General features: G+C 59.8%; 33 protein-coding genes. 1 reads left to right on the forward strand and 32 read right to left on the reverse strand.

Annotated features, from left to right (window positions below; translation table 11 throughout):
- Positions 1 to 35 precede the first annotated feature (35 nt).
- From rplQ to rpsL, 31 genes are all read right to left on the reverse strand, one after another.
- Entirely contained in the window at positions 36 to 461 is a 426-nt protein-coding gene (rplQ, locus tag ABCW43_RS03305; protein ID WP_007766870.1) for a 50S ribosomal protein L17, read from the reverse strand.
- A 135-nt stretch (positions 462 to 596) separates the two neighbouring features.
- On the reverse strand, positions 597 to 1,607 hold the full coding sequence (locus ABCW43_RS03310; protein WP_007766867.1) for a DNA-directed RNA polymerase subunit alpha: 1,011 nt from the start codon (positions 1,605 to 1,607) through the stop codon (positions 597 to 599).
- A gap of 196 nt (positions 1,608 to 1,803) precedes the next feature.
- A complete protein-coding gene (gene rpsK / locus ABCW43_RS03315) occupies positions 1,804 to 2,193 on the reverse strand; it encodes a 30S ribosomal protein S11 (protein ID WP_007766864.1) in 390 nt (129 codons plus the stop codon).
- A gap of 122 nt (positions 2,194 to 2,315) precedes the next feature.
- Complete coding sequence (gene rpsM, locus ABCW43_RS03320; RefSeq protein ID WP_037084707.1) at positions 2,316 to 2,684, reverse strand: 30S ribosomal protein S13; 369 nt, start codon at positions 2,682 to 2,684, stop codon at positions 2,316 to 2,318.
- Between the two features lie 238 nt (positions 2,685 to 2,922).
- Positions 2,923 to 3,573 (reverse strand): adenylate kinase, encoded by a 651-nt coding sequence (locus tag ABCW43_RS03325; RefSeq protein WP_046635338.1) that lies wholly within the window; start codon positions 3,571 to 3,573, stop codon positions 2,923 to 2,925.
- Entirely contained in the window at positions 3,570 to 4,910 is a 1,341-nt protein-coding gene (gene secY / locus ABCW43_RS03330; RefSeq protein ID WP_037084710.1) for a preprotein translocase subunit SecY, read from the reverse strand. Before secY ends, ABCW43_RS03325 begins: the two co-directional genes overlap by 4 nt.
- A 239-nt stretch (positions 4,911 to 5,149) precedes the next feature.
- Positions 5,150 to 5,629, reverse strand: coding sequence for a 50S ribosomal protein L15 (gene rplO, locus ABCW43_RS03335; RefSeq protein WP_345922118.1), 480 nt, complete (start codon positions 5,627 to 5,629; stop codon positions 5,150 to 5,152).
- Positions 5,630 to 5,645: 16 nt separating this feature from the next.
- Positions 5,646 to 5,858 (reverse strand): 50S ribosomal protein L30, encoded by a 213-nt coding sequence (gene rpmD, locus ABCW43_RS03340; protein ID WP_037084714.1) that lies wholly within the window; start codon positions 5,856 to 5,858, stop codon positions 5,646 to 5,648.
- A gap of 11 nt (positions 5,859 to 5,869) precedes the next feature.
- On the reverse strand, positions 5,870 to 6,439 hold the full coding sequence (gene rpsE, locus ABCW43_RS03345; RefSeq protein WP_037084719.1) for a 30S ribosomal protein S5: 570 nt from the start codon (positions 6,437 to 6,439) through the stop codon (positions 5,870 to 5,872).
- 151 nt (positions 6,440 to 6,590) lie between these two features.
- A complete protein-coding gene (gene rplR / locus ABCW43_RS03350) occupies positions 6,591 to 6,953 on the reverse strand; it encodes a 50S ribosomal protein L18 (RefSeq protein ID WP_024164298.1) in 363 nt (120 codons plus the stop codon).
- 12 nt (positions 6,954 to 6,965) lie between these two features.
- The gene (rplF, locus tag ABCW43_RS03355; RefSeq protein WP_046635340.1) at positions 6,966 to 7,499 is read right to left on the reverse strand and encodes a 50S ribosomal protein L6; all 534 of its coding nucleotides are present in this window, start codon (positions 7,497 to 7,499) and stop codon (positions 6,966 to 6,968) included.
- 43 nt (positions 7,500 to 7,542) lie between these two features.
- Complete coding sequence (rpsH, locus tag ABCW43_RS03360; protein ID WP_037084724.1) at positions 7,543 to 7,941, reverse strand: 30S ribosomal protein S8; 399 nt, start codon at positions 7,939 to 7,941, stop codon at positions 7,543 to 7,545.
- Between the two features lie 12 nt (positions 7,942 to 7,953).
- Positions 7,954 to 8,259, reverse strand: coding sequence for a 30S ribosomal protein S14 (rpsN, locus tag ABCW43_RS03365; RefSeq protein WP_007770129.1), 306 nt, complete (start codon positions 8,257 to 8,259; stop codon positions 7,954 to 7,956).
- Positions 8,260 to 8,292: 33 nt separating this feature from the next.
- Complete coding sequence (gene rplE / locus ABCW43_RS03370) at positions 8,293 to 8,850, reverse strand: 50S ribosomal protein L5 (RefSeq protein WP_345922119.1); 558 nt, start codon at positions 8,848 to 8,850, stop codon at positions 8,293 to 8,295.
- Positions 8,843 to 9,151, reverse strand: a complete 309-nt coding sequence (gene rplX, locus ABCW43_RS03375; protein ID WP_046635342.1) for a 50S ribosomal protein L24 — start codon at positions 9,149 to 9,151, stop codon at positions 8,843 to 8,845. The genes rplE and rplX overlap by 8 nt, the downstream gene beginning before the upstream one ends.
- A gap of 12 nt (positions 9,152 to 9,163) precedes the next feature.
- Positions 9,164 to 9,532 carry a 50S ribosomal protein L14 gene (gene rplN, locus ABCW43_RS03380; protein WP_007770138.1) on the reverse strand — a complete coding sequence of 123 codons (369 nt, stop codon included), beginning with the start codon at positions 9,530 to 9,532 and terminating at the stop codon, positions 9,164 to 9,166.
- 235 nt (positions 9,533 to 9,767) lie between these two features.
- Complete coding sequence (rpsQ, locus tag ABCW43_RS03385) at positions 9,768 to 10,004, reverse strand: 30S ribosomal protein S17 (RefSeq protein WP_007770140.1); 237 nt, start codon at positions 10,002 to 10,004, stop codon at positions 9,768 to 9,770.
- 11 nt (positions 10,005 to 10,015) lie between these two features.
- Positions 10,016 to 10,216 carry a 50S ribosomal protein L29 gene (gene rpmC / locus ABCW43_RS03390; protein ID WP_007770142.1) on the reverse strand — a complete coding sequence of 67 codons (201 nt, stop codon included), beginning with the start codon at positions 10,214 to 10,216 and terminating at the stop codon, positions 10,016 to 10,018.
- A gap of 12 nt (positions 10,217 to 10,228) precedes the next feature.
- Positions 10,229 to 10,642 (reverse strand): 50S ribosomal protein L16, encoded by a 414-nt coding sequence (rplP, locus tag ABCW43_RS03395; protein ID WP_007770145.1) that lies wholly within the window; start codon positions 10,640 to 10,642, stop codon positions 10,229 to 10,231.
- Positions 10,643 to 10,680: 38 nt separating this feature from the next.
- Complete coding sequence (rpsC, locus tag ABCW43_RS03400) at positions 10,681 to 11,421, reverse strand: 30S ribosomal protein S3 (RefSeq protein ID WP_007770147.1); 741 nt, start codon at positions 11,419 to 11,421, stop codon at positions 10,681 to 10,683.
- Complete coding sequence (rplV, locus tag ABCW43_RS03405; protein ID WP_007770149.1) at positions 11,421 to 11,810, reverse strand: 50S ribosomal protein L22; 390 nt, start codon at positions 11,808 to 11,810, stop codon at positions 11,421 to 11,423. The genes rpsC and rplV overlap by 1 nt, the downstream gene beginning before the upstream one ends.
- 2 nt (positions 11,811 to 11,812) lie before the next feature.
- Positions 11,813 to 12,091: a 30S ribosomal protein S19 gene (gene rpsS / locus ABCW43_RS03410; protein WP_007770151.1), complete on the reverse strand. Its 279-nt coding sequence runs from the start codon at positions 12,089 to 12,091 to the stop codon at positions 11,813 to 11,815.
- A 15-nt stretch (positions 12,092 to 12,106) separates the two neighbouring features.
- Complete coding sequence (rplB, locus tag ABCW43_RS03415) at positions 12,107 to 12,943, reverse strand: 50S ribosomal protein L2 (protein ID WP_037084730.1); 837 nt, start codon at positions 12,941 to 12,943, stop codon at positions 12,107 to 12,109.
- Between the two features lie 11 nt (positions 12,944 to 12,954).
- Positions 12,955 to 13,248: a 50S ribosomal protein L23 gene (locus ABCW43_RS03420; RefSeq protein ID WP_037084732.1), complete on the reverse strand. Its 294-nt coding sequence runs from the start codon at positions 13,246 to 13,248 to the stop codon at positions 12,955 to 12,957.
- On the reverse strand, positions 13,245 to 13,865 hold the full coding sequence (rplD, locus tag ABCW43_RS03425) for a 50S ribosomal protein L4 (protein WP_037084733.1): 621 nt from the start codon (positions 13,863 to 13,865) through the stop codon (positions 13,245 to 13,247). Before rplD ends, ABCW43_RS03420 begins: the two co-directional genes overlap by 4 nt.
- Before the next feature lie 13 nt (positions 13,866 to 13,878).
- Positions 13,879 to 14,520 carry a 50S ribosomal protein L3 gene (gene rplC, locus ABCW43_RS03430; RefSeq protein ID WP_037084734.1) on the reverse strand — a complete coding sequence of 214 codons (642 nt, stop codon included), beginning with the start codon at positions 14,518 to 14,520 and terminating at the stop codon, positions 13,879 to 13,881.
- Positions 14,521 to 14,557: 37 nt separating this feature from the next.
- The gene (gene rpsJ, locus ABCW43_RS03435; RefSeq protein WP_003547547.1) at positions 14,558 to 14,866 is read right to left on the reverse strand and encodes a 30S ribosomal protein S10; all 309 of its coding nucleotides are present in this window, start codon (positions 14,864 to 14,866) and stop codon (positions 14,558 to 14,560) included.
- A gap of 262 nt (positions 14,867 to 15,128) precedes the next feature.
- Entirely contained in the window at positions 15,129 to 16,304 is a 1,176-nt protein-coding gene (tuf, locus tag ABCW43_RS03440) for an elongation factor Tu (RefSeq protein WP_037088622.1), read from the reverse strand.
- A gap of 67 nt (positions 16,305 to 16,371) precedes the next feature.
- Positions 16,372 to 18,471 (reverse strand): elongation factor G, encoded by a 2,100-nt coding sequence (gene fusA, locus ABCW43_RS03445; protein ID WP_210011568.1) that lies wholly within the window; start codon positions 18,469 to 18,471, stop codon positions 16,372 to 16,374.
- A gap of 33 nt (positions 18,472 to 18,504) precedes the next feature.
- On the reverse strand, positions 18,505 to 18,975 hold the full coding sequence (gene rpsG, locus ABCW43_RS03450) for a 30S ribosomal protein S7 (RefSeq protein ID WP_007755828.1): 471 nt from the start codon (positions 18,973 to 18,975) through the stop codon (positions 18,505 to 18,507).
- Positions 18,976 to 19,053: 78 nt separating this feature from the next.
- Positions 19,054 to 19,425, reverse strand: a complete 372-nt coding sequence (gene rpsL, locus ABCW43_RS03455) for a 30S ribosomal protein S12 (protein ID WP_003547537.1) — start codon at positions 19,423 to 19,425, stop codon at positions 19,054 to 19,056.
- A gap of 484 nt (positions 19,426 to 19,909) precedes the next feature.
- Between rpsL and ABCW43_RS03460 the strand changes: the two genes are divergently transcribed.
- Complete coding sequence (locus ABCW43_RS03460) at positions 19,910 to 20,203, forward strand: hypothetical protein (protein WP_046635345.1); 294 nt, start codon at positions 19,910 to 19,912, stop codon at positions 20,201 to 20,203.
- 251 nt (positions 20,204 to 20,454) lie between these two features.
- Here ABCW43_RS03460 and rpoC read toward each other — a convergent pair whose 3' ends face one another.
- Positions 20,455 to 24,666, reverse strand: coding sequence for a DNA-directed RNA polymerase subunit beta' (gene rpoC / locus ABCW43_RS03465; protein ID WP_210011566.1), 4,212 nt, complete (start codon positions 24,664 to 24,666; stop codon positions 20,455 to 20,457).
- Positions 24,667 to 24,791: the final 125 nt, after the last annotated feature.

Below are 24,791 nucleotides of genomic sequence, written 5' to 3' on the forward strand. Positions count from 1 at the left end.
CCACCCGGCTTTTTCAATTCCGACGACGCAGAAAATTATGCGGCTTCGGCAGCGTCTGCTTCAGCGGCAACACGAGCCTTGTCGGCTGCGCCCTTGGCGTCAACATCGCGTTCAACGAACTCGATGACGGCCATGGCAGCGTTGTCGCCCTGGCGGAAGCCGGCCTTCATGATGCGCAGGTAACCGCCGTTGCGGGTTGCGTAACGCGAAGCGATGGCGTCGAACAGCTTCTTGACGGCGTCCTGGTCCTGTATCTGCGAGATCGCCTGACGACGAGCGTGCAGGTCGCCGCGCTTGCCCAGCGTGACGAGCTTTTCAACGATCGGACGGATTTCCTTCGCCTTCGGAAGGGTCGTGACGATCTGCTCATGGGTGATGAGCGAAGCCGCCATGTTGGCGAACATCGCCTTGCGGTGGCTGGCGGTACGATTGAGCTTGCGGCCGGCTACTCCGTGGCGCATGGCTATTCTCCTTTAATGCAGGGACCCAGTTCTTTTCGGGCCTGCCGTTTCCTGGCACATACGGGCACTCATCTCTTCCGATCAGAGGCCCGCTGTTTGACGGGGAAAGGCAGTCAAAACCTGCCTTTGTTGATTTCAGTACTGGTCTTCGTAACGCTTGGCGAGATCTTCGATGTTTTCCGGCGGCCAGGCGGGAACTTCCATACCCAGATGGAGGCCCATGGATGCCAGAACTTCCTTGATCTCGTTCAGCGACTTGCGACCGAAATTCGGAGTGCGCAGCATTTCCGCCTCGGTCTTCTGGATGAGGTCGCCGATGTAAACGATGTTGTCGTTCTTCAGGCAGTTGGCCGAACGGACAGACAGTTCCAGTTCGTCCACCTTCTTGAGAAGCGCCGGGTTGAACGCGAGTTCGGTAACCGATTCTTCTTCGACGTCCTTCTGCGGTTCGTCGAAGTTGACGAAGACCGACAGCTGGTCCTGAAGGATACGGGCGGCGAAGGCAACGGCGTCTTCACCCGTGACCGAGCCATCGGTTTCGATGGTCATGGTCAGCTTGTCGTAGTCGAGAACCTGGCCTTCGCGGGTGTTTTCCACCTTGTAGGACACTTTCTTGACCGGCGAATAGAGGCTGTCGACCGGGATGAGACCGATCGGAGCATCTTCAGCACGGTTACGATCGGCCGGGACATAACCCTTGCCGTTGTTGACCGTGAATTCCATGCGGATTTCAGCGCCCTCGTCGAGGGTGCAGATGACATGGTGCGGGTTGAGGATCTCGATATCGCCAACCGTCTGGATGTCGCCGGCGGTTACCGAGCCCGGGCCTTGCTTGCGCACGACCATGCGCTTTGCGTCATCGCCATCCATCTTGATGGCGATTTCCTTGATGTTGAGCACGATGTCCGTCACATCTTCCCGGACGCCCGGGATGGAGGAGAACTCATGCAATACGCCGTCGATCTGCACGGCGGTCACAGCCGCGCCGCGCAGAGACGACAGAAGCACGCGGCGAAGCGCGTTACCGAGCGTCAGGCCGAAGCCGCGCTCGAGGGGTTCGGCAACCAGGGTTACCTTGGTACGGCCGGAGGAGGAAAATTCCACCTTGTTCGGCTTGATCAGTTCCTGCCAGTTCTTCTGAATCATCACTTGATACCTTCCGTTCGTTGCCACCATCCAATCGTGGCAACCGAGCATGAGGAGCACCGATCGGGACAACGCCCACCGGCGATATGGGTAAAGCCGCCGAACCTCCAGGGAGGGTCAGGCGGCTATTCCCGAGTTCAGGCAGAGGCCGCCCCAATCCCAAAACGAGATCCGGCAGCCTCTCAATTTCCGACGATCAGACGCGGCGCTTCTTGCGCGGGCGGCAGCCGTTGTGCGGGATCGGGGTCACATCGCGGATCGAGGTGATCATGAAGCCGGCAGCCTGCAGAGCGCGCAGAGCCGATTCACGGCCGGAACCCGGGCCGCAGACTTCGACTTCCAGCGACTTCATGCCATGCTCCTGCGCCTTCTTGGCGCAGTCTTCGGCAGCGATCTGAGCGGCGAACGGGGTCGACTTGCGCGAACCCTTGAAGCCCTTTGCACCAGCGGACGACCAGGCAATCGCATTGCCCTGAGCGTCGGTGATGGTGATCATCGTGTTGTTGAAGGTAGAATTGACGTGGGCAACGCCCGACGTGATGTTTTTACGCTCGCGTCTACGGACGCGGGTGGCTTCCTTGGCCATTTTATCCCTTTCGTTGATCTCTGCACCGCCGTAATTCCAGCGGCTCCACCTTGGAGTGAGCAGTCATTGATCGTCAGTGCGCGGGATCAGATCACCACCCACCGACGACTGCTCCCCCAAAATTACTTCTTCTTACCAGCGATCGCCTTTGCCGGGCCCTTGCGGGTGCGGGCATTGGTGTGCGTGCGCTGACCGCGGACCGGGAGGCCACGGCGATGACGCAGGCCGCGGTAGCAGCCAAGGTCCATCAGACGCTTGATGTTCATCGCGGTTTCGCGACGAAGGTCACCTTCGACCTGGTAGTCGCGGTCGATGGTTTCACGGATCTGCAGGATTTCCGAGTCCGTCAGCTGATGGACGCGCTTTTCAGCCGGAAGACCGACCTTCTCCATGATTTCCGATGCGAATTTCGGGCCGATCCCGTGAATGTAGGTCAGCGCGATGACAACGCGCTTCGCAGTCGGGATGTTGACGCCAGCGATACGTGCCACGCCTATTCTCCTTGTTCCAGTTGCCATCCGGCAAGTGGTACTTCTTCCATGAAAGCAGCCGAGTATGGCCGCCAGTTCAAACACCATACGGAACAGGCCAAAACGACCAGTCCCGGATGTCCTTGCGGGAAATCCGCGCCGATCGCTTAAAGCTGTCGCGAGTTGGCGCGGTGTTTAACGGAATCAGCGCTCAAAAGCAACCGTTCCGCCCAAGATTCTTTAACAGATCGATGACGGCTCAAAGAGCCGCCAGGATATTTTCGATATCGGCCGTGACCTTGTCCATGTCCGCCATGCCATCGACAGCCTTGAGCTTGCCCTTGGCATGATAATAACCGATCAGCGGCGAGGTTTCCTTGTAGTAGACCTCGAGGCGCTTGGTCATGGTCTCGGCATTGTCGTCGGGACGGCGCTTGAAATGCGTCGAACCGCACTTGTCGCAGACGCCCTCCTGAGACGGCTTCTTGTCGGTATCGTGATAGGTCGTACCGCAGTTCGCGCAGGAATAACGGCCGGAGACGCGACGCACGAGTTCCTTGTCGTCGACACGCAGTTCGATGACCACGGAAAGATCAAGGCCCTTCGCCTTCAGCATCGCCTCGGTGGCATCCGCCTGCACCAGGGTGCGCGGGAAACCATCGAGGATGAAGCCGTTGGCGCAATCGGGCTGGTCGATACGCTCGGAGACGATCGCATTGACGATCTCGTCGGAGACAAGGTTGCCGGCATCCATGACGGCCTTGGCGCGCTTGCCGACTTCCGTCTCGGCGGCAACCGCTGCACGCAGCATGTCGCCCGTGGAGAGCTGCGGGATACCGTGCTTCTCCACGATCCGCTGGGCCTGGGTCCCCTTACCCGCGCCCGGCGGCCCCAAAAGAATCAGTCTCATCGTCCCCTCTTTCCTCCGCGCAGTTTCGACTTCTTGATCAGACCCTCATACTGCTGCGCAATGAGGTGCCCTTGAATCTGTGCTACCGTATCGAGGGTTACACTGACAACAATCAAAAGCGAAGTACCACCAAGGGCTAATGGCACGCCGCTGCGGGCCACCAGGAATTCCGGCAGGATGCAGACGAAGACAAGGTAGATCGCGCCGACAACCGTGATGCGGGTCAGCACGTAATCGATGTATTCGGCCGTGCGTTCGCCCGGACGAATGCCCGGAATGAAGCCGCCATGCTTCTTCAGATTGTCGGCGGTGTCCTTCGGATTGAAGACGATCGCCGTGTAGAAGAAGGCGAAGAAGGCAATCAGCAGGCCGTAGAGCAGCATGAACAGCGGCTGGCCGTGGCCGAGCGCCGAGATGATCATCGTCGCCCAGTCCGGCAGCCCGCTATTGCCGGCAAAGCCCGCAGCGGTCGCCGGCAATAGCAGCAGCGACGAGGCGAAGATCGCCGGAATGACGCCCGAAGTGTTGAGCTTCAGCGGCAGGTGCGACGTATCGCCCTGGAACATGCGGTTGCCGACCTGGCGCTTCGGATACTGGATCAGAAGGCGGCGCTGGGCGCGTTCGACGAAAACGATGAGGGCGATAACGCCGATCGCCACCACGATAACGGTGAGAATCAGCGCAGTCGGGAGCGCACCGGTGCGGCCGAGCTCCAACGTACCGGCCAGCGCGGTCGGAAGACCTGCGGCGATACCTGCGAAGATGATCAGCGAAATGCCGTTGCCGATGCCGCGCGAGGTGATCTGCTCACCGAGCCACATCAGGAACATGGTGCCGCCGAGCAGCGTCACGACCGTCGAAATCTTGAAGAACCAGCCCGGATCCAGCACCAGGCCCTGGCCGCTCTCGAGGCCGGCTGCAATGCCATAGGCCTGCAGCGTACCGAGCAGCACCGTGCCGTAGCGGGTGTACTGGTTGATGATCTTGCGGCCGGCTTCGCCTTCCTTCTTGAGGTTTTCAAGCGAAGGAACGACCGAGGTCATCAGCTGCACGATGATCGATGCAGAAATGTAGGGCATGATGCCGAGCGCGAAGATCGCCATGCGCTCCACTGCACCGCCCGAAAACATGTTGAAAAGTCCGAGGATGCCACCGGCCTGGCCGCGGAAGGCCTGCGCATAGGCTTCGGGGTTCAAGCCCGGAAGCGGAATATGGGTACCGAGGCGATACACGAGAAGTGCCGCGAGGGTAAACCAAAGCCGCTTCTTGAGATCCTCCGCTTTTGCGAAAGTCGCAAAATTCAGATTGGAGGCAAGTTGTTCCGCTGCAGAAGCCATGCAATTCTCCGCCTGACCAATTCTCCGGCGGCGGGGGGAATGCCGGGTCCGGAAAGCAGTCTAAAAATTCTGGTTCAAAAAACCGGGCGCGCGAGATTGCCAATGCAATCGGATGCCTCACCCTGTTTTCCGTATGATCCCGGTCAGGCGACCAACAGGATCGCTTCGGGATCGTGAGGCTCACATATGGAGATAAAATCGCCCGGTGTGAAGCACAAACCGGGCGATTTCAAAACGATTTATTCGGCCGCTGCTTCGGCTACGACGAGCAGCTTGATGGAAGCGCCGGCCTTCTCGATCTTCTCGACGGCAGCCTTGGAGGCGCCGGCAACTTCGATCGAAACCTTCGTCGTCAGCTCGCCGTCGGCGAGGAGACGAACGCCGTCCTTGGGACGACGGATGACGCCTGCAGCCTTGAGGGCAGCAGCATCGATCGTTGCCTTCGGGTCGAGCTTCTTGGCATCGATCGCGGTCTGGATACGGCCGAGCGAAACGGTGGCGTAGTCAGTCTTGAAGATGTTGGTGAAGCCGCGCTTCGGCAGGCGACGATAGATCGGCATCTGGCCGCCTTCGAAGCCCTTGATGGCGACGCCGGAACGGGCCTTCTGACCCTTCACGCCGCGACCACCGGTCTTGCCCTTGCCCGAACCGATACCGCGACCTACGCGGATACGGTCCTTGGAAGAGCCTTCGTTGTCCTTGATCTCATTCAGTTTCATGGTCAATTCCTCCGTCTCACTTCTCGTCGACGACGCGAACGAGATGCTGGACAGCCCGGATCATGCCACGAACGGAAGGAGTATCTTCCAGCGTACGGGTCCGGTGCATCTTGTTGAGGCCGAGACCGATCAGCGTCTGACGCTGTACGGCCGGGCGGCGGATGGGGCTACCGGTCTGCTCGACCGTAACCGTCTTCTTGGCTTCTGCCTGAGTGGCTTTCTTGGCCATTATCGCTCTCCTTATTCTTCCTGCGCATTGCCGGAAGCGGCGCGGCGAGACTGCAGCGTTGCATACTTGATGCCGCGCTGAGCTGCTACGTCCTTCGGATGCACCTGATGCTTCAGGGCGTCGAACGTGGCGCGAACCATGTTGTAAGGGTTCGACGAACCGGTCGACTTGGCAACGACGTCATGGACGCCGAGCGTTTCGAATACGGCGCGCATCGGGCCGCCGGCGATGATGCCGGTACCAGCCTTGGCCGAGCGCAGCAGAACCTTGCCGGCGCCGTGACGGCCGTTGACATCATGATGCAGCGTACGGCCATCACGCAGGGGAACGAAGATCAGATCGCGCTTTGCACTTTCGGTCGCCTTGCGGATGGCTTCCGGCACTTCGCGTGCCTTGCCATGGCCGAAGCCGACGCGGCCCTTCTGGTCGCCGACGACGACGAGAGCTGCAAAACCAAAACGACGGCCGCCCTTGACGACCTTGGCGACGCGGTTGATCGCGACCAGCTTGTCGACGAATTCGCTATCGCGCTCTTCGCGGCTCTGGCGATCTTCGCGCTGGCCTCTTCTTTCTTGTGCCATTGTTCTTTTCCTTTTTCTTTTCCGGGTGCAATGGGCAATTTCCGGGAGCCAACCATCCCCTGCCCATGAAGGACTAGGATGGGACGACTGATGCGTGCGGCGAACCGCATTTCGCCCGCCTCCCCTTCTTCAGGGATGCGGGCGAAAATTCTTAGAAGCTCAGGCCGCCTTCGCGGGCAGCTTCGGCCAGGGCCTTGATACGGCCGTGATAGATGAAGGCGCCGCGGTCGAACACGACTTCCGTCACGCCGGCCTTGGTGGCGCGTTCTGCAACCAGCTTGCCGACAGCGGCAGCAGCCGCAACGTCAGCACCGGTCTTCAGCGACGTGCGCAGACCGGCATCGAGCGTGGAGGCGGCAGCAAGCGTGCGGCCGGCCACGTCATCAATGACCTGGACATAGATGTTCTTGGACGAGCGGTGAACCGACAGACGCGGACGGCCGTTTGCGACCTTCTTGATCTGGCGGCGAACACGGCTCGCACGCTTGGTGAGTGCTTCTTTTCTGGTAGCCATGATCCGTCGTCCTTACTTCTTCTTGCCTTCCTTGCGGACGATCCGTTCCTCAGCGTACTTGACGCCTTTGCCCTTGTAAGGCTCTGGACCGCGGTATTCACGGATCTCCGCGGCAACCTGACCGACCTGCTGCTTATTGATGCCGGTGACGACGATTTCCGTCGGCTTCGGCACGGCAATGGTGATGCCTTCCGGGGTCTGATAGACCACGTCGTGGGAAAAACCGAGCGCCAGCTGCAGGTTCTTGCCCTGCAGAGATGCGCGGTAACCAACGCCGTTGATTTCAAGCTTACGCTCAAAACCGTCCTTCACACCCTTGAAGATGTTTTCGATCATCGTGCGGGACATGCCCCACTTCGAACGAGCATCCTTGCTGTCGTTGACCGGGGTCACCGAGACAGCGTTGTTTTCGAGTTCCAGCTTGATCTCGTCGTTTGCGACGAAGAAAAGCTCACCCTTCGGGCCCTTGGCAGTCACTTTCTGGCCATCAACAGTGGCCGTGATCCCTGCAGGAACCGGAACGGGTTTTTTACCGATACGAGACATGTTTCAATCCTGTCTGTTCGCTATGGAGTTCCCCTACCCTGCCTTAGAAGACAGAGCAGAGAACCTCACCACCAACGTTCTGTTCGCGAGCCTGGTGATCGGCCATCACACCCTTCGGAGTCGAAAGGATGGTGATGCCGAGGCCGTTCGCGACCTGCGGAATGGACTTTACCGAGACATAAACCCGGCGGCCCGGCTTGGACACGCGGCCGATCTCACGGATCACCGACGCGCCTTCGTAGTACTTGAGTTCGATTTCGATCTCGGCCTTGCCGTTACCGTAGTCGATTTCCGAATAACCGCGGATATAGCCTTCAGCCTGCAGAACGTCGAGGACGCGGGCACGCAGCTTGGAAGCAGGCGTGGAAACGGTCGACTTGCGGCGGGCTGCGCCATTGCGGATACGGGTGAGCATATCGCCCAAGGGATCAGTCATGGTCATCTAACGATCTCCTTACCAGCTCGACTTGACGATGCCCGGCACCTTGCCGAGATTGCCGAGCTCACGAAGCGCGATACGCGACATCCTGAGCTTGCGATAGAAAGCGCGCGGGCGACCGGTGACTTCGCAACGGTTGCGGATACGCGTCTTCGAGCCATCGCGCGGCAGAGAAGCGAGCTTCAGGGTTGCCTTGAACCGTTCTTCGATCGAAAGTTCCTGGTTCATGATGGTCGCCTTCAGGGTCGCACGCTTGGCGGCCTGGTTGGCAACTGTCTTGCGGCGGCGCTTGTTCTTTTCAACTGCGCTGGTTTTCGCCATATGGGAGTTCCTTCTAAACGCTCGTCGTTACGGTTACTGGCGGAACGGGAAGTTGAACTCTTTCAAGAGAGCCCGTGCTTCGTCGTCCTTGGTAGCCGTCGTGCAAACGATGATGTCCATGCCCCACATCTGATCAACCTTGTCGTAGTTGATCTCTGGGAACACAATGTGCTCCTTGATGCCCATGGCGAAGTTGCCACGGCCGTCAAAGCTTTTCGGGTTCAAGCCACGAAAGTCGCGAACGCGCGGAAGCGCGATGTTGATCAGACGGTCCATGAATTCGTACATGCGGGCGCCGCGAAGCGTGACCTTTGCACCGATCGGCATGAATTCGCGAACCTTGAAGCCCGCGATGGAATTCCGTGCCTTGGTGATGATCGGCTTCTGGCCGGCAATGGCGGCTAGGTCGGCAGCAGCCACGGAAGGCTTCTTCGAGTCAGCCGTCGCTTCGCCAACACCCATGTTGATGACGATCTTGTCCAGCCTGGGGATCATCATGTCGTTGGAGTAGGAGAACTGCTCCTTCAGCGCGGCGCGGATACGGGAATTGTATTCCACCTTGAGCCGCGGCTCATATTTTGCCTCAGCCATCGATCACATCTCCCGTACGCTTGGCTACACGCACCTTCTTGCCGTCGATGACGGAGAAGCCAACGCGGGTCGGCTTGCCGTCTTTCGCGACGATCGCGATGTTCGACAGGTGAATGGACGCTTCCTTGTTGATGATGCCAGCTTCCTGCGTCTGAGACTGACGCTGGTGGCGCTTCACCATGTTGATGCCACGCACGACGGCGCGGTCTTCCTTCGGCATAACCTGAAGGACTTCGCCGGTACGGCCCTTGTCCTTGCCGGCGAGTACGACGACGCTGTCGCCCTTCTTGATCTTGTTCATCGCATGAGCTCCTTACAGTACTTCCGGAGCCAGCGAGATGATCTTCATGTGGTTCTTGGCGCGAAGTTCGCGCGGAACCGGTCCGAAGATACGGGTGCCGATCGGCTCTTTCTTGTTGTCGATGAGGACCGCTGCGTTGTTGTCGAAGCGGATGACGCTGCCGTCCGGACGACGGATGTCCTTGGCGGTACGCACAACAACCGCCTTCATCACGTCACCCTTCTTGACGCGGCCGCGCGGGATGGCTTCCTTGATCGAAACGACAATGATGTCGCCGATGGAAGCGTACTTGCGCTTGGAGCCGCCCAGCACCTTGATGCACATGACACGACGTGCGCCGGAATTATCCGCCACGTCGAGGTTTGTTTGCATCTGAATCATGTCAGGTCGCCTTTTTCTAATGACCGAAACGACCGGGCGTTAGAAACGCCCCGTTTCGGCTTATGGACAGAATCTCGTTGTGCGCGGGTGGGGTCTTGCCAAGGCGGTTTCCTCAAAAGGACCTTCCCTGCGCTCAAAGCAAAAGAACGCTCGTTTCCGAGCGTCCTGCGCCAGTGGGGTGCTTCTTACAGGATTCTACGCCGGGCGCAAGGCCCAGACGTAGGTCCGAAGCAAATTAAGCCTGGGCGGAAACGACCGTCCAGGTCTTGTCCTTGGAGATCGGCGCGCATTCCTGGATGGAAACGACGTCACCTACCTTGTACTGGTTGTTCTCGTCATGCGCCTTGTACTTCTTGGAACGGCGGACCGTCTTCTGAAGCAGCGGATGCGCGAAGCGGCGCTCGACCCGGACAACAACGGTCTTCTCGTTCTTGTCGGAAACTACGACGCCCTGCAGAATGCGTTTCGGCATATTATTTTTCCTTAGGCCTTGGCTTCTGCCGCCTTCTGGCGGGCAATGGTTTTCACACGGGCGATGTCCTTGCGAACTTCGGTGATGCGCGAGGACTTCTCGAGCTGGCCGGTTGCCTTCTGGAAGCGCAGGTTGAACTGCTCCTTCTTCAGGTCGGCGAGCTTGTCCTTGAGCTGATCGGCCGTGAGGCCGCGAACGTCTTCGGCTTTCATGTGCCTTGCTCCTTACTCTGCGATGCGCTGTACGAAGCGCGTCTTGACCGAGAGCTTGGCAGCACCGAGACGAAGCGCCTCGCGGGCGAGCTCCTCGGAAACACCGTCGATCTCGAACATCATGCGACCGGGCTTGACCTTGCAGGCCCAGTATTCGACGCCGCCCTTACCCTTACCCATGCGGACTTCGGTCGGCTTTGCGGTGACCGGAACGTCCGGGAACACGCGGATCCAGACACGGCCGGCGCGCTTCATCGCGCGGGTGATCGCGCGGCGGGCCGCTTCGATCTCGCGGGCGTTGACGCGGTTGGGTTCCTGGGACTTCAGACCAAATTCACCGAAGGCCAGGTCGAAGCCGCCCTTGGCCACACCCTTGATGCGACCCTTGAACTGCTTGCGGTACTTGGTACGCTTTGGCTGCAACATTTTCTTACTTCTCCGAGCTTATCTTTCGCCAGCGTTGATCAAGCGTTTTCGCGGCGGCGATCGCCACGGTCACCACGATCGCCGCGTTCGCGGCTTGCGGGACCCTGGGCATCGCCTTCCATGGCGCGACGTTCAGAAGCCATCGGATCGTGCTCAAGGATTTCGCCCTTGAAGATCCAGACCTTGATGCCGCAGATGCCGAATGCGGTTTCGGCTTCCGCCGTACCGTAGTCGATGTCTGCACGCAGCGTATGAAGCGGAACGCGACCTTCGCGGTACCATTCGGTACGGGCGATTTCAGCACCGCCGAGACGGCCGGCGCAGGTGATCTTGATGCCTTCGGCGCCGAGACGCATGGCCGACTGAACGGCACGCTTCATCGCACGGCGGAAAGCCACGCGACGCTCGAGCTGCTGGGCGATCGACTGGGCGACGAGCGTCGAGTCGATTTCCGGCTTGCGCACTTCAACGATGTTGAGATGCGTTTCCGAATTGGTCATCGTCGCGATCTTCTTGCGAAGCTTCTCGATGTCCGCACCCTTCTTGCCGATGATCAGACCCGGGCGAGCCGAGTGGATCGTGACGCGGCACTTCTTGTGCGGACGCTCGATGACCACCTTGGCGATGCCGGCCTGCTTCAGCTCCGACATCAGGTAGGCGCGGATCTTCAGGTCCTCATGGAGGAGCTGACCGTATTCCGCGTTGTCGGCGAACCAACGGCTGTCCCAGGTGCGGTTAATGCCGAGGCGGAAACCGATCGGATTAATTTTCTGGCCCATTATGCAGCCTCCCCTTTTTCCTCGACTTCGCGAACGACGATCGTCAGATGCGAGAAAGGCTTCTCGATCCGCGATGCACGGCCGCGGCCGCGAGCGTGGAAGCGCTTCATCACGATCGACTTGCCGACATAGGCTTCCGAAACGATCAACGCGTCGACGTCGAGGTCATGGTTGTTTTCGGCATTGGCGATTGCAGACTCAAGGGTCTTCTTCACCGTGCCAGCGATGCGCTTGCGCGAGAATTCGAGTTCTGCAAGCGCGCGTTCGACCTTCTTGCCGCGGATCATGGCGGCAACGAGGTTCAGCTTCTGGGGGCTGACGCGGAGCGTGCGGGCAACTGCCTGCGCCTCGTTATCCTTCAGCCGGCGTTCGGTCTTAGCCTTCGCCATGATTACTTCCTCTTCGCCTTCTTGTCCGCGCCGTGACCGTAATAGGTACGGGTGGGAGCGAATTCACCGAACTTGTGTCCGACCATGTCTTCGTTGACGCTGACCGGAATGTGCTTGCTGCCGTTGTAGACGCCGAACGTCAAGCCAACGAACTGCGGCAGGATGGTGGACCGACGGGTCCACATCTTGATTACTTCACTCCGTCCGCCTTCGCGCACCTTCTCAGCCTTCTTGAGAAGATAGCCGTCAACAAACGGACCTTTCCATACTGAACGAGCCATTAGTGACTTCCTCTCTTACTTCTTGCGCTGGTGGCGCGAACGCATGATGAACTTATCCGTGGACTTGTTCGAACGTGTGCGCTTGCCCTTGGTCGGCTTGCCCCAGGGGCTGACCGGATGACGGCCACCCGAGGTGCGGCCTTCACCACCGCCGTGCGGATGGTCGACCGGGTTCATGACGACGCCGCGGTTATGCGGACGCTTGCCGCGCCAGACGGTACGACCGGCCTTGCCGTCATTGATGTTGCCGTGGTCCGGGTTGGAAACCGCACCGATCGAAGCCAGGCAGGAGCCCGGGACGAGGCGCTGTTCGCCGGAGTTGAGGCGCAGGATCGCCATGCCGGCATCGCGGCCGACGAGCTGAACGTAGGTGCCGGCGGAGCGAGCCATCTGGCCACCCTTGCCCGGCTTCATTTCGACGTTGTGAACGATCGAGCCGACCGGGATGTACTGCAGCGGCATGGTGTTGCCGGGCTTTACGTCGACGGCCTTTTCGGACGCGATCACCTTGTCGCCGGCAGCAAGACGCTGCGGAGCCAGGATGTAGGCCTGCTCACCGTCGGTATAGGTGACGAGAGCGATGAACGCCGTACGGTTCGGGTCGTATTCCAGACGCTCGACCGTGCCTTCGACGTCGAACTTGCGACGCTTGAAGTCGATCAGGCGATAGGTACGCTTGTGACCGCCGCCGATAAAGCGGGCGGTGATGCGGCCGTAGTTGTTGCGACCGCCGCTCTTGGAGAGACCCTCGGTGAGCTTCTTGACGGGCTTACCCTTCCAGAGGCCAGACCGGTCGACGATGACCAGCTGACGCTGGCTCGGGGTCGTCGGGTTGTAGCTTTTCAATGCCATTATCTTATACCTCAGAGACCGGTGGAGACGTCGATCGTCTGACCTTCGGCCAGGGTGACGACAGCCTTCTTGACGTCCTTCTGCTTGCCGATGAAGCCGCGGAACCGCTTCACCTTGCCCTTGCGGACAAGCGTGTTGACGGCCGTGACCTTCACACCGAACAGCGCCTCTACGGCAGCCTTGATTTCCGGCTTGGAAGCAGTCTTGGCAACGTTGAAGACGACCTGGTTCTGTTCAGATGCCATGGTCGACTTTTCGGTGATCGAGGGAGATACGATCACATCATAGTGGCGGATGTCGGTCACTTGAAACGCTCCTCTAGAGCTTCCACCGCGGCCTTGGAAAGCACCAGCTTGCCGCGACGCAGGATGTCGTAAACATTGATGCCCTGAACCGGCAGAACATCGACGTTCGGGATGTTCTGGGCTGCGAGCTTGAAATTGCTGTCGAGCTCAACGCCGCCGATGAACAACACGTTGGTTAGGCCGAGCGAAGCGAACGAACCGGCAAGTGCCTTGGTCTTTGCTTCGGCGGCAACCAGGTTGTCGACGATGATGATGTCTTCAGCCTTCATCTTTGCAGAGAGGGCGTGACGGAGAGCCAGCGCACGAACCTTCTTCGGAAGGTCATGCTCGTGGCTGCGAACGACCGGGCCGTGAGCCTTGCCGCCGCCGCGGAACTGCGGAGCGCGAGCCGAATGGTGACGAGCGCGGCCCGTACCCTTCTGCTTGTACATCTTGGCGCCGGTGCGGGAGACTTCAGCACGACCCTTGGTCTTGTGCGTGCCCTGCTGCTTCTTGGCGAGCTGCCAACGAACCATACGGGCCAGAATGTCTTCGCGGGGATCGAGGCCGAAAATCTCGTCCGACAGGGCTACCTTGCCGGCGTCTTTTCCCTCGAGGGTCTTGACGTTAAATTCCATGTGCTTGGCTCCCTTACTTCGCGGCCGACTTGACGGCATCGCGAACGACGATCCAAGCGCCCTTGGAGCCGGGAACGGCACCCTTGACGAGGATCAGGCCACGGTTCTCGTCGGTGGAAACGACTTCGAGGTTCTGGGTGGTGATACGCGTCTGGCCCATATGACCAGCCATGCGCTTGCCCTTCCAGACCTTGCCCGGATCCTGGTTGTTACCAGTCGAACCATGCGAACGGTGCGAAACGGACACACCGTGCGTGGCGCGGAGACCACCGAAGTTATGGCGCTTCATGGCGCCGGCGAAACCCTTACCGATCGAGGTACCGGTGACGTCCACCAGCTGACCCGCGGTGAAGTGACCTGCCGTCAGCTCGGTGCCGACGTCGATCAGGTTGTCTTCGGAAACGCGAAACTCGACGAGCTTCGCCTTCGGCTCGACTTCGGCAACGGCGAAATGGCCGCGCAGCGCCTTGGTCGTGTTCTTCACCTTGGCGGTGCCGGCACCCAGCTGAACGGCAGTGTAGCCGTTCTTGTCTACGGTGCGCTGAGCCACGACCTGGCAGTTTTCCAACCGCAATACGGTTACAGGGACATGCTCGCCTGCGTCGTTGTAGACGCGCGTCATTCCCACCTTCTGTGCAATTACACCTGAACGCATCGGTTCAATCCTTCTCACTCAGCCCGAGACAAAAGTCTCAGAGCTTGATCTCAACATCGACACCAGCGGCGAGGTCGAGCTTCATCAGCGCGTCCACCGTCTGCGGTGTCGGGTCAACGATATCGAGAAGGCGCTTGTGCGTGCGCATCTCGAACTGCTCGCGGCTCTTCTTGTCGATGTGGGGGGACCGGTTTACCGTAAACTTCTCGATGCGGGTCGGAAGCGGAACGGGGCCCCGGACGCTTGCGCCGGTGCGCTTCGCCGTCGACACGATCTCGCGCGTCGACGCGTCGAGAATGCGGTGATCGAACGCCTTCAGGCGAATGCGGATATTTTGGCCGTTCATTCGACGTTATCCTTGTTGTCTGTTTATCCACGTGCCAACCCAATAGGGCACGGGTTGTTCTCTTACCTTAAGGCGGACCACCGGTTTCAAAGATCGAAGGGGACACCGAAATACGGCGTCCCTTTCCAGTCTTCGGGCCTCTGGCCCACCTTGTTTGTTCCTTGCCCGCCTCGAACCCGAAGCAGACGGCAAATCACGCTCGCGCGCCATTTGCTACATTTTTGTGTCATACGCAAGCGGCCAGGGCCGCTTGCGTTAAAACTTACTCGATGATCGAGGCGACGATGCCGGCGCCGACGGTGCGGCCGCCTTCGCGGATCGCGAAACGCAGCTTTTCTTCCATCGCGATCGGAACGATCAACTCGACGGCAACCGTGACGTTGTCGCCCGGCATGACCATTTCCGTGCCTTCCGGCAGCGACACGATGCCCGTCACGTCCGTCGTGCGGAAGTAGAACTGCGGACGGTAGTTGGTGAAGAACGGCGTATGACGGCCGCCTTCTTCCTTCGTCAGGATGTAGGCTTCGGCCATGAACTTCTTGTGCGGCTTGACCGAACCCGGCTTGCAGAGAATCTGGCCACGCTCGACGCCGTCACGGTTCACGCCGCGAACCAGTGCACCGATGTTGTCGCCGGCCTGGCCCTGATCGAGCAGCTTGCGGAACATTTCAACGCCGGTCACCGTCGTCTTCGAGGTCGGACGGATGCCGACGATCTCGACTTCTTCGCCAACCTTGACGATGCCGCGCTCGACGCGGCCGGTCACGACCGTACCACGACCCGAGATCGAGAACACGTCTTCGATCGGCATCAGGAACGGCATGTTGATGGGACGCTCAGGCGTCGGGATGTAGGCGTCGACGGCAGCCATCAGCTCGCGGATCGAATCCTCGCCGATCTTCTTGTCGGAATCTTCGAGGGCGGCCAGCGCCGAACCCTTGATGATCGGAATGTCGTCGCCCGGGAAGTCGTAGGACGACAGAAGTTCGCGCACTTCCAGTTCGACGAGCTCGAGAAGCTCGGCGTCGTCGACCTGGTCGACCTTGTTGAGGAACACGACGATCGCCGGAACGCCGACCTGACGGGCGAGCAGGATGTGCTCGCGGGTCTGCGGCATCGGGCCGTCGGCCGCCGAGCAGACCAGGATCGCGCCGTCCATTTGGGCCGCACCGGTGATCATGTTCTTGACGTAGTCGGCGTGGCCGGGGCAGTCGACGTGGGCATAATGGCGGGCAGGCGTCTCATATTCGACGTGGGCCGTCGAAATGGTGATGCCGCGAGCCTTCTCTTCAGGAGCCGCGTCGATCTGGTCATAGGCCTTGTACTCGCCGAAGTACTTCGTGATCGCGGCCGTCAGCGACGTCTTGCCATGGTCAACGTGACCGATCGTGCCAATGTTGACGTGCGGCTTGTTGCGCTCAAACTTGCTCTTTGCCATTTCCGGCTTCTCCGTTCTTATCCCCGTCAGGGGTTATTCTCTAATTGATTGGGCGGGGTTACCCCGGTCACTTCTGACCGGAGTACTTAGCCTGGATTTCGTTTGCGACGTTGGTCGGAACCGGTGCGTAGTGATCGAAGGTCATCGAGTACTGCGCGCGGCCCTGGGACATGGAGCGCAGGTTGTCGACGTACTTGAACATGTTCGCGAGCGGCACGTGGGCGTTGATCACGACGGCGATGCCGCGCGATTCCTGGCCCTGGATCTGGCCGCGACGGGAGTTCAGGTCGCCGATGACGTCACCGACGTAATCTTCCGGCGTGACGACTTCGACCTTCATCATCGGCTCGAGGAGCTGGGCACCGGCCTTCTTGGCTGCTTCACGGAAGCAGGCGCGGGAGGCGATTTCGAATGCCAGAACCGACGAGTCGACGTCGTGGAAGGCGCCGTCGATGAGGGTCGCCTTGACGCCCAGCATCGGGAAGCCAGCCAGCGGGCCGGAAGACAGAACGCTTTCGATGCCCTTCTGGACGCCCGGGATGTATTCCTTCGGAACAGCACCGCCGACGATCTTGGACTCGAACTTGAAGTCGTCGCCATCCGGGTTCGGTTCAAAGACGATCTTGACGCGCGCGAACTGGCCGGTACCACCGGACTGCTTCTTGTGCGTGTAGTCTTCTTCATGCTTGCGCGTGATGGTTTCGCGGTAAGCAACCTGCGGAGCACCAACGGTGGCTTCGACCTTGAACTCGCGACGCATGCGGTCGACGAGAATGTCGAGGTGAAGTTCACCCATGCCGGCGATGATCGTCTGGCCGGATTCCTCGTCGGTCTTGACGCGGAAGGACGGGTCTTCGGCAGCCAGGCGGTTGAGCGCGAGGCCCATCTTTTCCTGGTCGCCCTTGGACTTCGGCTCGATGGCGATCTGGATGACCGGCTCGGGGAATTCCATGCGCTCGAGGATGACCGGCTTCAGCGGATCGCAGAGCGTGTCGCCCGTGGTGGTTTCCTTGAGGCCTGCGAGAGCGACGATGTCGCCGGCGAAGGCTTCTTCGATGTCTTCACGGGAGTTCGAGTGCATCTGCAGCATACGGCCGACGCGCTCGCGCTTTTCCTTGACCGTGTTCAACAGAGCGGCACCCTTTTCGAGCTTGCCCGAGTAGATACGGCAGAAGGTGAGCGAACCGACGAAGGGGTCGTTCATGATCTTGAAAGCGAGCATCGAGAGAGGCTCGTTGTCATCGGCATGACGGTCGATTTCGGCTTCGGTCTTGACGTCGATGCCCTTGATCGCAGGAATGTCTGCCGGGGACGGCAGGAATTCGACAACCGCGTCGAGAAGCGGCTGAACGCCCTTGTTCTTGAAGGCGGAACCGCAGAACATCGGGAAGAACTTGACGTCGATGGTGCCGCGACGGATGAGCGCACGGATCTTATCGTTGTCCGGCATGACGCCGTTCAGATAGTTTTCCATGGCTTCTTCGTCGATGTCGACAACCGTCTCGATCATCTTTTCGCGGAATTCTTCGGCACGAGCCTTCAGGTCTTCCGGGATTTCGACGACGTCCCACTGGGCGCCGAGCGACTCGTCGCGCCAGACGAGAGCGTTCATCTCGATCAGGTCGACGATGCCCTTGAACTCGGTCTCAGCGCCGATCGGCAGCTGGCAGACAACCGCAGTCGCGCCGAGGCGCGTCTTGATCATCTCGACCGAGCGATAGAAATCGGCGCCGGTCTTGTCCATCTTGTTGCAGAAGATCAGGCGCGGAACGTTGTACTTGTCGGCCTGGCGCCAGACGGTTTCCGTCTGCGGCTCAACGCCGGCATTGGCGTCGAGAAGAGCGACAGCACCGTCGAGCACGCGCAGCGAACGTTCGACTTCGATGGTGAAGTCGACGTGGCCGGGGGTGTCGATGATGTTGAAGCGGCGCATCTTGCCGTCGCGACCCTTCCAGAAGGTCGTGGTCGCGGCGGAGGTGATCGTGATGCCACGCTCCTGCTCCTGCTCCATCCAGTCCATCGTGGCTGCGCCGTCGTGAACTTCGCCGATCTTGTGCGACTTGCCGGTGTAATAAAGGATACGCTCGGTGGTCGTGGTCTTGCCGGCGTCGATATGCGCCATGATACCGAAATTGCGGTAGTCTTCGATTTTATATTCGCGAGCCATAGGACTGCCTTTCGAAATTCGATCGGGTGAAGATTACCAACGGTAATGCGAGAATGCGCGGTTGGCGTCGGCCATCTTGTGCGTGTCTTCACGCTTCTTGACGGCGCTGCCACGGTTGTTTGCAGCATCCATAAGTTCACCGGAAAGGCGATCGACCATCGTCGTTTCGTTACGCTTGCGGGCAGCAGCGATCACCCAACGGATCGCGAGAGCCTGACGGCGCTCGGGACGAACGTCGACCGGAACCTGGTAGGTCGCACCACCAACGCGGCGCGAACGAACTTCGACATGCGGCGCGACATTGTCGAGCGCCGAATGGAAGATACCCAGCGGGTCGGCCTTGGCCTTGCCCTGCACGACGTCGAACGCGCCGTAAACGATGTTTTCAGCTACGGACTTCTTGCCGTGGAGCATGATCGCATTCATGAACTTCGTGACGACCAGATCGCCGAACTTCGGGTCCGGATTGATCTCACGCTTCTCTGCACTATGGCGTCGGGACATACTTCTCGTCTCTCAATTGTTGCGGGCGCTTTACCACGCGGAGAACCTCGCGCAGCGCCGGATAATCAGAATTCCGAATTACTTCGGACGCTTCGCACCGTACTTGGAACGGCGCTGCTTGCGGTTCTTGACGCCCTGGGTGTCGAGAACGCCGCGGATGATGTGGTAACGAACGCCCGGCAAGTCCTTGACGCGGCCGCCGCGGATCATCACGACGGAGTGTTCCTGCAGGTTGTGGCCTTCACCCGGGATATAGCCGATGACTTCAAAGCCGTTGGTCAGGCGGATCTTGGCGACCTTACGCAGAGCCGAGTTCGGCTTCTTCGGGGTCGTCGTGTAAACGCGGGTGCAAACGCCGCGCTTCTGGGGGTTTTCCTGCAGAGCAGGAACCTTGTTACGCTTTACGTTCGCCTGGCGAGGCTTGCGGATCAGCTGGTTTACGGTAGGCATTCAACCATCCCTTACGTTTTTCTCAGTACCCTTTCGGGCCGATCTGATGCCGTTTCCGGCGGCGGCACACACATTTCCTCATGCGCAAAACGTGGCCCGATCCGCTTTTCGGATGGACCACAGAAAGCAGAGGACGCATTCCTCATGCGTCGTGCGTGCAGCATTCGTGTCTTCAACGTGCGTATGGAACCGTGTCTGAGGCGTACTCCGGGACGAGTCGTTCCGAACGGGCAAGCCTCACATCGCTTCCGATGCGGGGCGTTTACTGTTTTCCCCCCTGCCCGTCAAGACCAAATCCTAAATTATTGCCCCAAACCCTTGGTTTCGGGGCCAAATGGAGGGTTTTGAGACAGGGTTTCCAGAAATATGAGATGGCCTCGCGGATAATGTTTGGGAATCATCGCCGATCACACTAAAGAGTGCGGGAACCTTCCGTTCCGCCTCGTCTTCGGACGATACCAGGGAATCGCTTGCGGAGATGACCATGATCGCCACACCCGACAATGACAACAACCTCGACGGGCCGATGGTCTTCATCATCATCGGCAAGGGCTACGAGACGAAGGGCGCCGAAGGCATCGAGCTGCATATCATGCTGCGCGCGCCGGACGACGATTCCGCCGTCCGCGAGGCACTCAACGCCCTCTCGGAAGAAGGCTTCATCGAGGCCGACCTCGACCAGATCGGCGTCCTGACCGACGAACCCACCGAGGAACCGCATGCCTCGGCCTACCAGGGCGCCCTCGAAGGCGAAGTGGCGATCATCCGGTTCGAGTAGTCTCGATCTTCGAAGAAGCGTGGGCCCTCGCCTCTTCCCCGCTTGCGGCTTGCAAGAGTGCGGACGTGTCCGTTCCAGCCTATCCCTTCCTCCCCTCGCCGATCGCGACGCTTGCGCGTTTCGCCAAAGCATGCACGAAGCCGCCGAACTATTCCGGCGGCTTTTTTGATGTCCGCTCCCTCACCACGCGAAAAGAAAAAACCGCCAGGATCGCTCCGGGCGGTTTTTGATTTCAATCGGCAGCAGCCGGATTATTCGGCGGCCGGAGCCTTTTCGCCGGCGAGGTCCTGAAGCATCGGGGTGGCGGACGATGCGCCCGAACCCTTCTTGCGTTCTTCCAGGATGAGCTCGTCGCGCGACGTGGCGATGCGGCGGATCTGGGTCATGGTGCCGCCGGTACCGGCCGGGATGAGACGACCGACGATGACGTTTTCCTTGAGGCCCTGCAGCGTGTCCGTCTTGCCGGCGATTGCAGCTTCCGTCAGCACCTTGGTCGTTTCCTGGAAGGACGCGGCCGAGATGAAGGACGGGGTCTGCAGCGACGCCTTGGTGATGCCGAGCAGAACCGGTTCGCCGTAAGCAGGCTTCTTGCCTTCTTCGACGAGACGCTCGTTGGCTTCGTCCAGTTCGATCCGGTCGACATTGTCACCGACGATATACTGGCTGTCGCCGGCATCGGTGATCTCGACCTTCTGCAGCATCTGACGGACAATCACCTCGATGTGCTTGTCGTTGATGACAACGCCCTGCAGGCGGTAGACTTCCTGGATTTCGTTGACGAGGTAGGAAGCGAGTGCTTCCACGCCCTTGATCGCCAGGATGTCGTGCGGCGCAGGATTGCCGTCGAGGATATAGTCGCCCTTTTCGATGTAGTCGCCTTCCTGAAGATGGAAGGGCTTGCCCTTCGGGATCAGGTATTCGACCGGTTCGACACCGTCTTCGGCAGGCTCGATCATGACGCGACGCTTGTTCTTGTAGTCGCGGCCAAGGCGGATCGTACCATCGATCTCAGCGATGATGGCGTGATCCTTCGGACGGCGGGCTTCGAAGAGCTCGGCGACGCGCGGCAGACCACCGGTGATGTCCTTGGTCTTGGCGCTTTCCAGCGGCACGCGGGCGAGAACGTCGCCCTGGCTGACCTTCTGACCCGGCTCGACAGACAGGATGGCGTCGACCGAGAGGTTGAAGCGGGCTTCGCCACCGCGGGCCAGCTTCATGATGCTGCCCGAAGCGTCCTTGATGACGATCGCCGGCTTCAGGTCGACACCGCGCGGCGTCGAACGCCAGTCGATGACCTGACGCTTGGTGATGCCGGTGGATTCGTCGGTGGATTCCGAAACCGAGATCGAGTCGACCACGTCTTCGAACTGAACCGTACCTTCCACTTCCGTCATCATCGGGCGTGTGTAGGGATCCCACTCCGCCAGACGCTGACCGCGACGAACCTTGTCGCCATCATCCACGAACAGCTTCGAACCGTAGGCGACGCGCTGCGAGGAACGCTCGACGCCGCGCTCGTCAAGAATGGTGACCGCCATGTTGCGGCCCATCGCCACGAGAACGCCTTCGGAGTTCCGCAGCATGTTGCGGTTCTTGATCTGGATCGTGCCTTCGTACGATGCTTCCAGGAACGACTGGTCGACCACGTTTGCCGTACCGCCCAAGTGGAAGGTACGCATGGTGAGCTGGGTTCCCGGCTCGCCGATCGACTGAGCCGCGATGACGCCGACCGCTTCGCCCATGTTGACCGGCGTACCACGGGCCAGATCTCGGCCGTAGCAGACCGAGCAGACGCCCGTCTGGACTTCGCAGGTCAGTGCCGAACGGATACGGATCGACTGGATACCAGCCTTTTCGATCTCGATGACATCCGGCTCGAGGATCATCTTGCCGGCATCGACGATACGGGCACCCGTGACCGGGTGATCGATATCGTCGAGTGCGGTACGACCAAGAACACGAGCGCCGATGGAGGCCACGACCTGGCCGGCGTCAACGATCGCCGTCATGGTGAGACCGCTTTCGGTGCCGCAATCGACCAGGTTGACGATGCAGTCCTGCGCCACGTCGACGAGACGACGGGTCAGGTAACCGGAGTTCGCGGTCTTCAAGGCGGTGTCTGCAAGACCCTTACGGGCGCCGTGGGTCGAGTTGAAGTACTCGTTCACGGTCAGGCCTTCCTTGAAGTTCGAGATGATCGGCGTTTCGATGATCTCGCCCGACGGCTTGGCCATCAGGCCACGCATGCCGCCCAGCTGGCGCATCTGGTTCGGAGAACCACGGGCACCCGAGTGCGACATCATGTAGATGGCGTTCATCTGCTTCTGGCGACCGGTTTCCGGATCGAACTCGACGGCCTTAATGCGGGCCATCATGTCTTCCGCAACCTTTTCGGTGGCCTTGCCCCAGGCGTCGACGACCTTGTTGTACTTTTCGCCCTGAGTGATCAGGCCGTCATTGTACTGCTGCTCGTATTCCTTGACCAGGGATTCGGTATCACCGACGATCTTCGCCTTGGTTTCCGGGATGATCATGTCGTCCTTGCCGAACGAAATGCCGGCCTTGCACGCATGCGTGAAGCCGAGCTGCATGATCCGGTCGCAGAAGATCACCGTGTCCTTCTGGCCGCAGTGCCGGTAGACCGTGTCGATCATCTTGGAGATGTTCTTCTTGGTCATTTCCTGGTTGCAGGTCTCGAACGGCACGTTGACGTTCTTCGGCAGAAGTTCGCCGATGATCATGCGGCCGGGGGTCGTTTCATAGATCTTCGAAACCAGCTTGCCGTCGGCATCCATGGTCTTGAAGCGACCGCGGATCTTGGCATGCAGGGTGACGACCTTGTTCTCCAGGGCATGGTGCAGTTCGCCCATGTCGGAGAAGGCCATGCCTTCACCCGGCTCGTTCTGGTTCATGATCGCCAGATAGTAGAGACCGAGAACCATGTCCTGCGACGGAACGATGATCGGCGCGCCGTTTGCTGGATGCAGGATGTTGTTGGTCGACATCATCAGCACACGGGCTTCGAGCTGGGCTTCGAGCGACAGCGGCACGTGAACGGCCATCTGGTCGCCGTCGAAGTCGGCGTTGAAGGCCGTGCAGACGAGCGGATGCAGCTGGATGGCCTTGCCTTCGACCAGGATCGGTTCGAAGGCCTGGATGCCCAGGCGGTGCAGCGTCGGTGCGCGGTTCAGGAGAACCGGATGCTCGCGGATGACCTCGTCGAGGATATCCCAGACTTCCGGCTTTTCCTTTTCAACCAGCTTCTTGGCCTGCTTGACGGTCGAGGAATAACCCTTGGCGTCGAGGCGGGCGTAGATGAACGGCTTGAACAGTTCGAGCGCCATCTTCTTCGGCAGGCCGCACTGGTGCAGCTTCAGTTCCGGACCGGTCACGATGACCGAACGACCGGAATAGTCGACGCGCTTGCCGAGCAGGTTCTGACGGAAGCGGCCCTGCTTGCCCTTCAGCATGTCGGACAGCGACTTCAGCGGGCGCTTGTTGGCGCCGGTGATGACGCGGCCGCGGCGGCCGTTGTCGAACAGCGCGTCCACAGATTCCTGCAGCATGCGCTTTTCGTTGCGGATGATGATGCCCGGAGCGCGCAGTTCGATCAGGCGCTTCAGACGGTTGTTACGGTTGATGACGCGGCGATAGAGATCGTTCAGGTCGGAGGTCGCGAAGCGGCCGCCATCCAGCGGAACCAGCGGGCGCAGGTCCGGCGGGATCACGGGCACGACCTTCATGATCATCCATTCCGGGCGGTTGCCGGATTCCATGAAGTTCTCGACGATCTTCAGGCGCTTCATCAGCTTCTTCTGCTTCAGATCCGACGTCGTGTCGGCCAGTTCCGAACGCAGGTCGCCGGCGATCTTTTCGAGATTCATCGAGGCCAGCATCTCATAGATGGCCTCGGCGCCGATCATCGCCGTGAACTGATCTTCGCCGAACTCGTCGACGGCGATCATGTATTCTTCTTCGGAAAGAAGCTGGTTTTCCTTGAGCGAGGTGAGACCCGGCTCAGTGACGATGTAGTTCTCGAAATAGAGGACGCGCTCGACATCCTTCAGCGTCATATCGAGAAGGGTCGAGATGCGCGACGGAAGCGACTTCAGGAACCAGATATGGGCGACGGGAGCGGCGAGCTCGATATGGCCCATGCGCTCGCGGCGAACGCGCGACAGCGTCACTTCGACGCCGCACTTTTCGCAGATGATGCCCTTGTACTTCATGCGCTTGTACTTGCCGCACAGGCACTCGTAGTCCTTGATCGGCCCGAAGATGCGGGCGCAGAAAAGGCCGTCGCGCTCAGGCTTGAAGGTACGGTAGTTGATGGTCTCCGGCTTTTTGATCTCGCCGTAGGACCAGGAGAGAATCTTCTCCGGAGACGCGATCGAGATACGGATCGAGTCGAAGTGCTGTGCAGGCACCTGCGGATTGAAAAGATTCATGACCTCTTGGTTCATGCCTATCTCCTTTAGGGGCGGAAGCCCTCAGCTTGCGATCGGAGCAGTCCAAATTCCCGGGACGGACCGTCCGATGCTTTAAAACGGTATTAGCCGCGAAATGCGGCGAAAGTTTCCCTATCCTG

Origin of the sequence: Neorhizobium tunisiense, assembly GCF_039631515.1 — a bacterium.
Classification (GTDB): Bacteria; Pseudomonadota; Alphaproteobacteria; order Rhizobiales; family Rhizobiaceae; genus Neorhizobium.

What these genes read in the sequence shown, in the direction of transcription:
- rplQ (WP_007766870.1), bottom strand. Translation starts at nt 461, where the DNA reads ATGCGCCACGGAGTAGCCGGCCGCAAGCTCAATCGTACCGCCAGCCAC.
- ABCW43_RS03310 (WP_007766867.1), bottom strand. Translation starts at nt 1,607, where the DNA reads ATGATTCAGAAGAACTGGCAGGAACTGATCAAGCCGAACAAGGTGGAA.
- rpsK (WP_007766864.1), bottom strand. Translation starts at nt 2,193, where the DNA reads ATGGCCAAGGAAGCCACCCGCGTCCGTAGACGCGAGCGTAAAAACATC.
- ABCW43_RS03325 (WP_046635338.1), bottom strand. Translation starts at nt 3,573, where the DNA reads ATGAGACTGATTCTTTTGGGGCCGCCGGGCGCGGGTAAGGGGACCCAG.
- secY (WP_037084710.1), bottom strand. Translation starts at nt 4,910, where the DNA reads ATGGCTTCTGCAGCGGAACAACTTGCCTCCAATCTGAATTTTGCGACT.
- rplO (WP_345922118.1), bottom strand. Translation starts at nt 5,629, where the DNA reads ATGAAACTGAATGAGATCAAGGACAACGAAGGCTCTTCCAAGGACCGT.
- rpmD (WP_037084714.1), bottom strand. Translation starts at nt 5,858, where the DNA reads ATGGCCAAGAAAGCCACTCAGGCAGAAGCCAAGAAGACGGTTACGGTC.
- rpsE (WP_037084719.1), bottom strand. Translation starts at nt 6,439, where the DNA reads ATGGCACAAGAAAGAAGAGGCCAGCGCGAAGATCGCCAGAGCCGCGAA.
- rplR (WP_024164298.1), bottom strand. Translation starts at nt 6,953, where the DNA reads ATGGCTACCAGAAAAGAAGCACTCACCAAGCGTGCGAGCCGTGTTCGC.
- rplF (WP_046635340.1), bottom strand. Translation starts at nt 7,499, where the DNA reads ATGTCTCGTATCGGTAAAAAACCCGTTCCGGTTCCTGCAGGGATCACG.
- rpsH (WP_037084724.1), bottom strand. Translation starts at nt 7,941, where the DNA reads ATGACCATGACTGATCCCTTGGGCGATATGCTCACCCGTATCCGCAAT.
- rpsN (WP_007770129.1), bottom strand. Translation starts at nt 8,259, where the DNA reads ATGGCGAAAACCAGCGCAGTTGAAAAGAACAAGCGCCGCCGCAAGACA.
- rplE (WP_345922119.1), bottom strand. Translation starts at nt 8,850, where the DNA reads ATGGCTGAGGCAAAATATGAGCCGCGGCTCAAGGTGGAATACAATTCC.
- rplX (WP_046635342.1), bottom strand. Translation starts at nt 9,151, where the DNA reads ATGAACAAGATCAAGAAGGGCGACAGCGTCGTCGTACTCGCCGGCAAG.
- rplN (WP_007770138.1), bottom strand. Translation starts at nt 9,532, where the DNA reads ATGATTCAGATGCAAACAAACCTCGACGTGGCGGATAATTCCGGCGCA.
- rpsQ (WP_007770140.1), bottom strand. Translation starts at nt 10,004, where the DNA reads ATGCCGAAACGCATTCTGCAGGGCGTCGTAGTTTCCGACAAGAACGAG.
- rpmC (WP_007770142.1), bottom strand. Translation starts at nt 10,216, where the DNA reads ATGAAAGCCGAAGACGTTCGCGGCCTCACGGCCGATCAGCTCAAGGAC.
- rplP (WP_007770145.1), bottom strand. Translation starts at nt 10,642, where the DNA reads ATGTTGCAGCCAAAGCGTACCAAGTACCGCAAGCAGTTCAAGGGTCGC.
- rpsC (WP_007770147.1), bottom strand. Translation starts at nt 11,421, where the DNA reads ATGGGCCAGAAAATTAATCCGATCGGTTTCCGCCTCGGCATTAACCGC.
- rplV (WP_007770149.1), bottom strand. Translation starts at nt 11,810, where the DNA reads ATGGCGAAGGCTAAGACCGAACGCCGGCTGAAGGATAACGAGGCGCAG.
- rpsS (WP_007770151.1), bottom strand. Translation starts at nt 12,091, where the DNA reads ATGGCTCGTTCAGTATGGAAAGGTCCGTTTGTTGACGGCTATCTTCTC.
- rplB (WP_037084730.1), bottom strand. Translation starts at nt 12,943, where the DNA reads ATGGCATTGAAAAGCTACAACCCGACGACCCCGAGCCAGCGTCAGCTG.
- rplD (WP_037084733.1), bottom strand. Translation starts at nt 13,865, where the DNA reads ATGGAATTTAACGTCAAGACCCTCGAGGGAAAAGACGCCGGCAAGGTA.
- rplC (WP_037084734.1), bottom strand. Translation starts at nt 14,520, where the DNA reads ATGCGTTCAGGTGTAATTGCACAGAAGGTGGGAATGACGCGCGTCTAC.
- rpsJ (WP_003547547.1), bottom strand. Translation starts at nt 14,866, where the DNA reads ATGAACGGCCAAAATATCCGCATTCGCCTGAAGGCGTTCGATCACCGC.
- tuf (WP_037088622.1), bottom strand. Translation starts at nt 16,304, where the DNA reads ATGGCAAAGAGCAAGTTTGAGCGCAACAAGCCGCACGTCAACATTGGC.
- fusA (WP_210011568.1), bottom strand. Translation starts at nt 18,471, where the DNA reads ATGGCTCGCGAATATAAAATCGAAGACTACCGCAATTTCGGTATCATG.
- rpsG (WP_007755828.1), bottom strand. Translation starts at nt 18,975, where the DNA reads ATGTCCCGACGCCATAGTGCAGAGAAGCGTGAGATCAATCCGGACCCG.
- rpsL (WP_003547537.1), bottom strand. Translation starts at nt 19,425, where the DNA reads ATGCCTACCGTAAACCAGCTGATCCGCAAGCCTCGCCAGGCGAACGTA.
- ABCW43_RS03460 (WP_046635345.1), top strand. Translation starts at nt 19,910, where the DNA reads ATGATCGCCACACCCGACAATGACAACAACCTCGACGGGCCGATGGTC.
- rpoC (WP_210011566.1), bottom strand. Translation starts at nt 24,666, where the DNA reads ATGAACCAAGAGGTCATGAATCTTTTCAATCCGCAGGTGCCTGCACAG.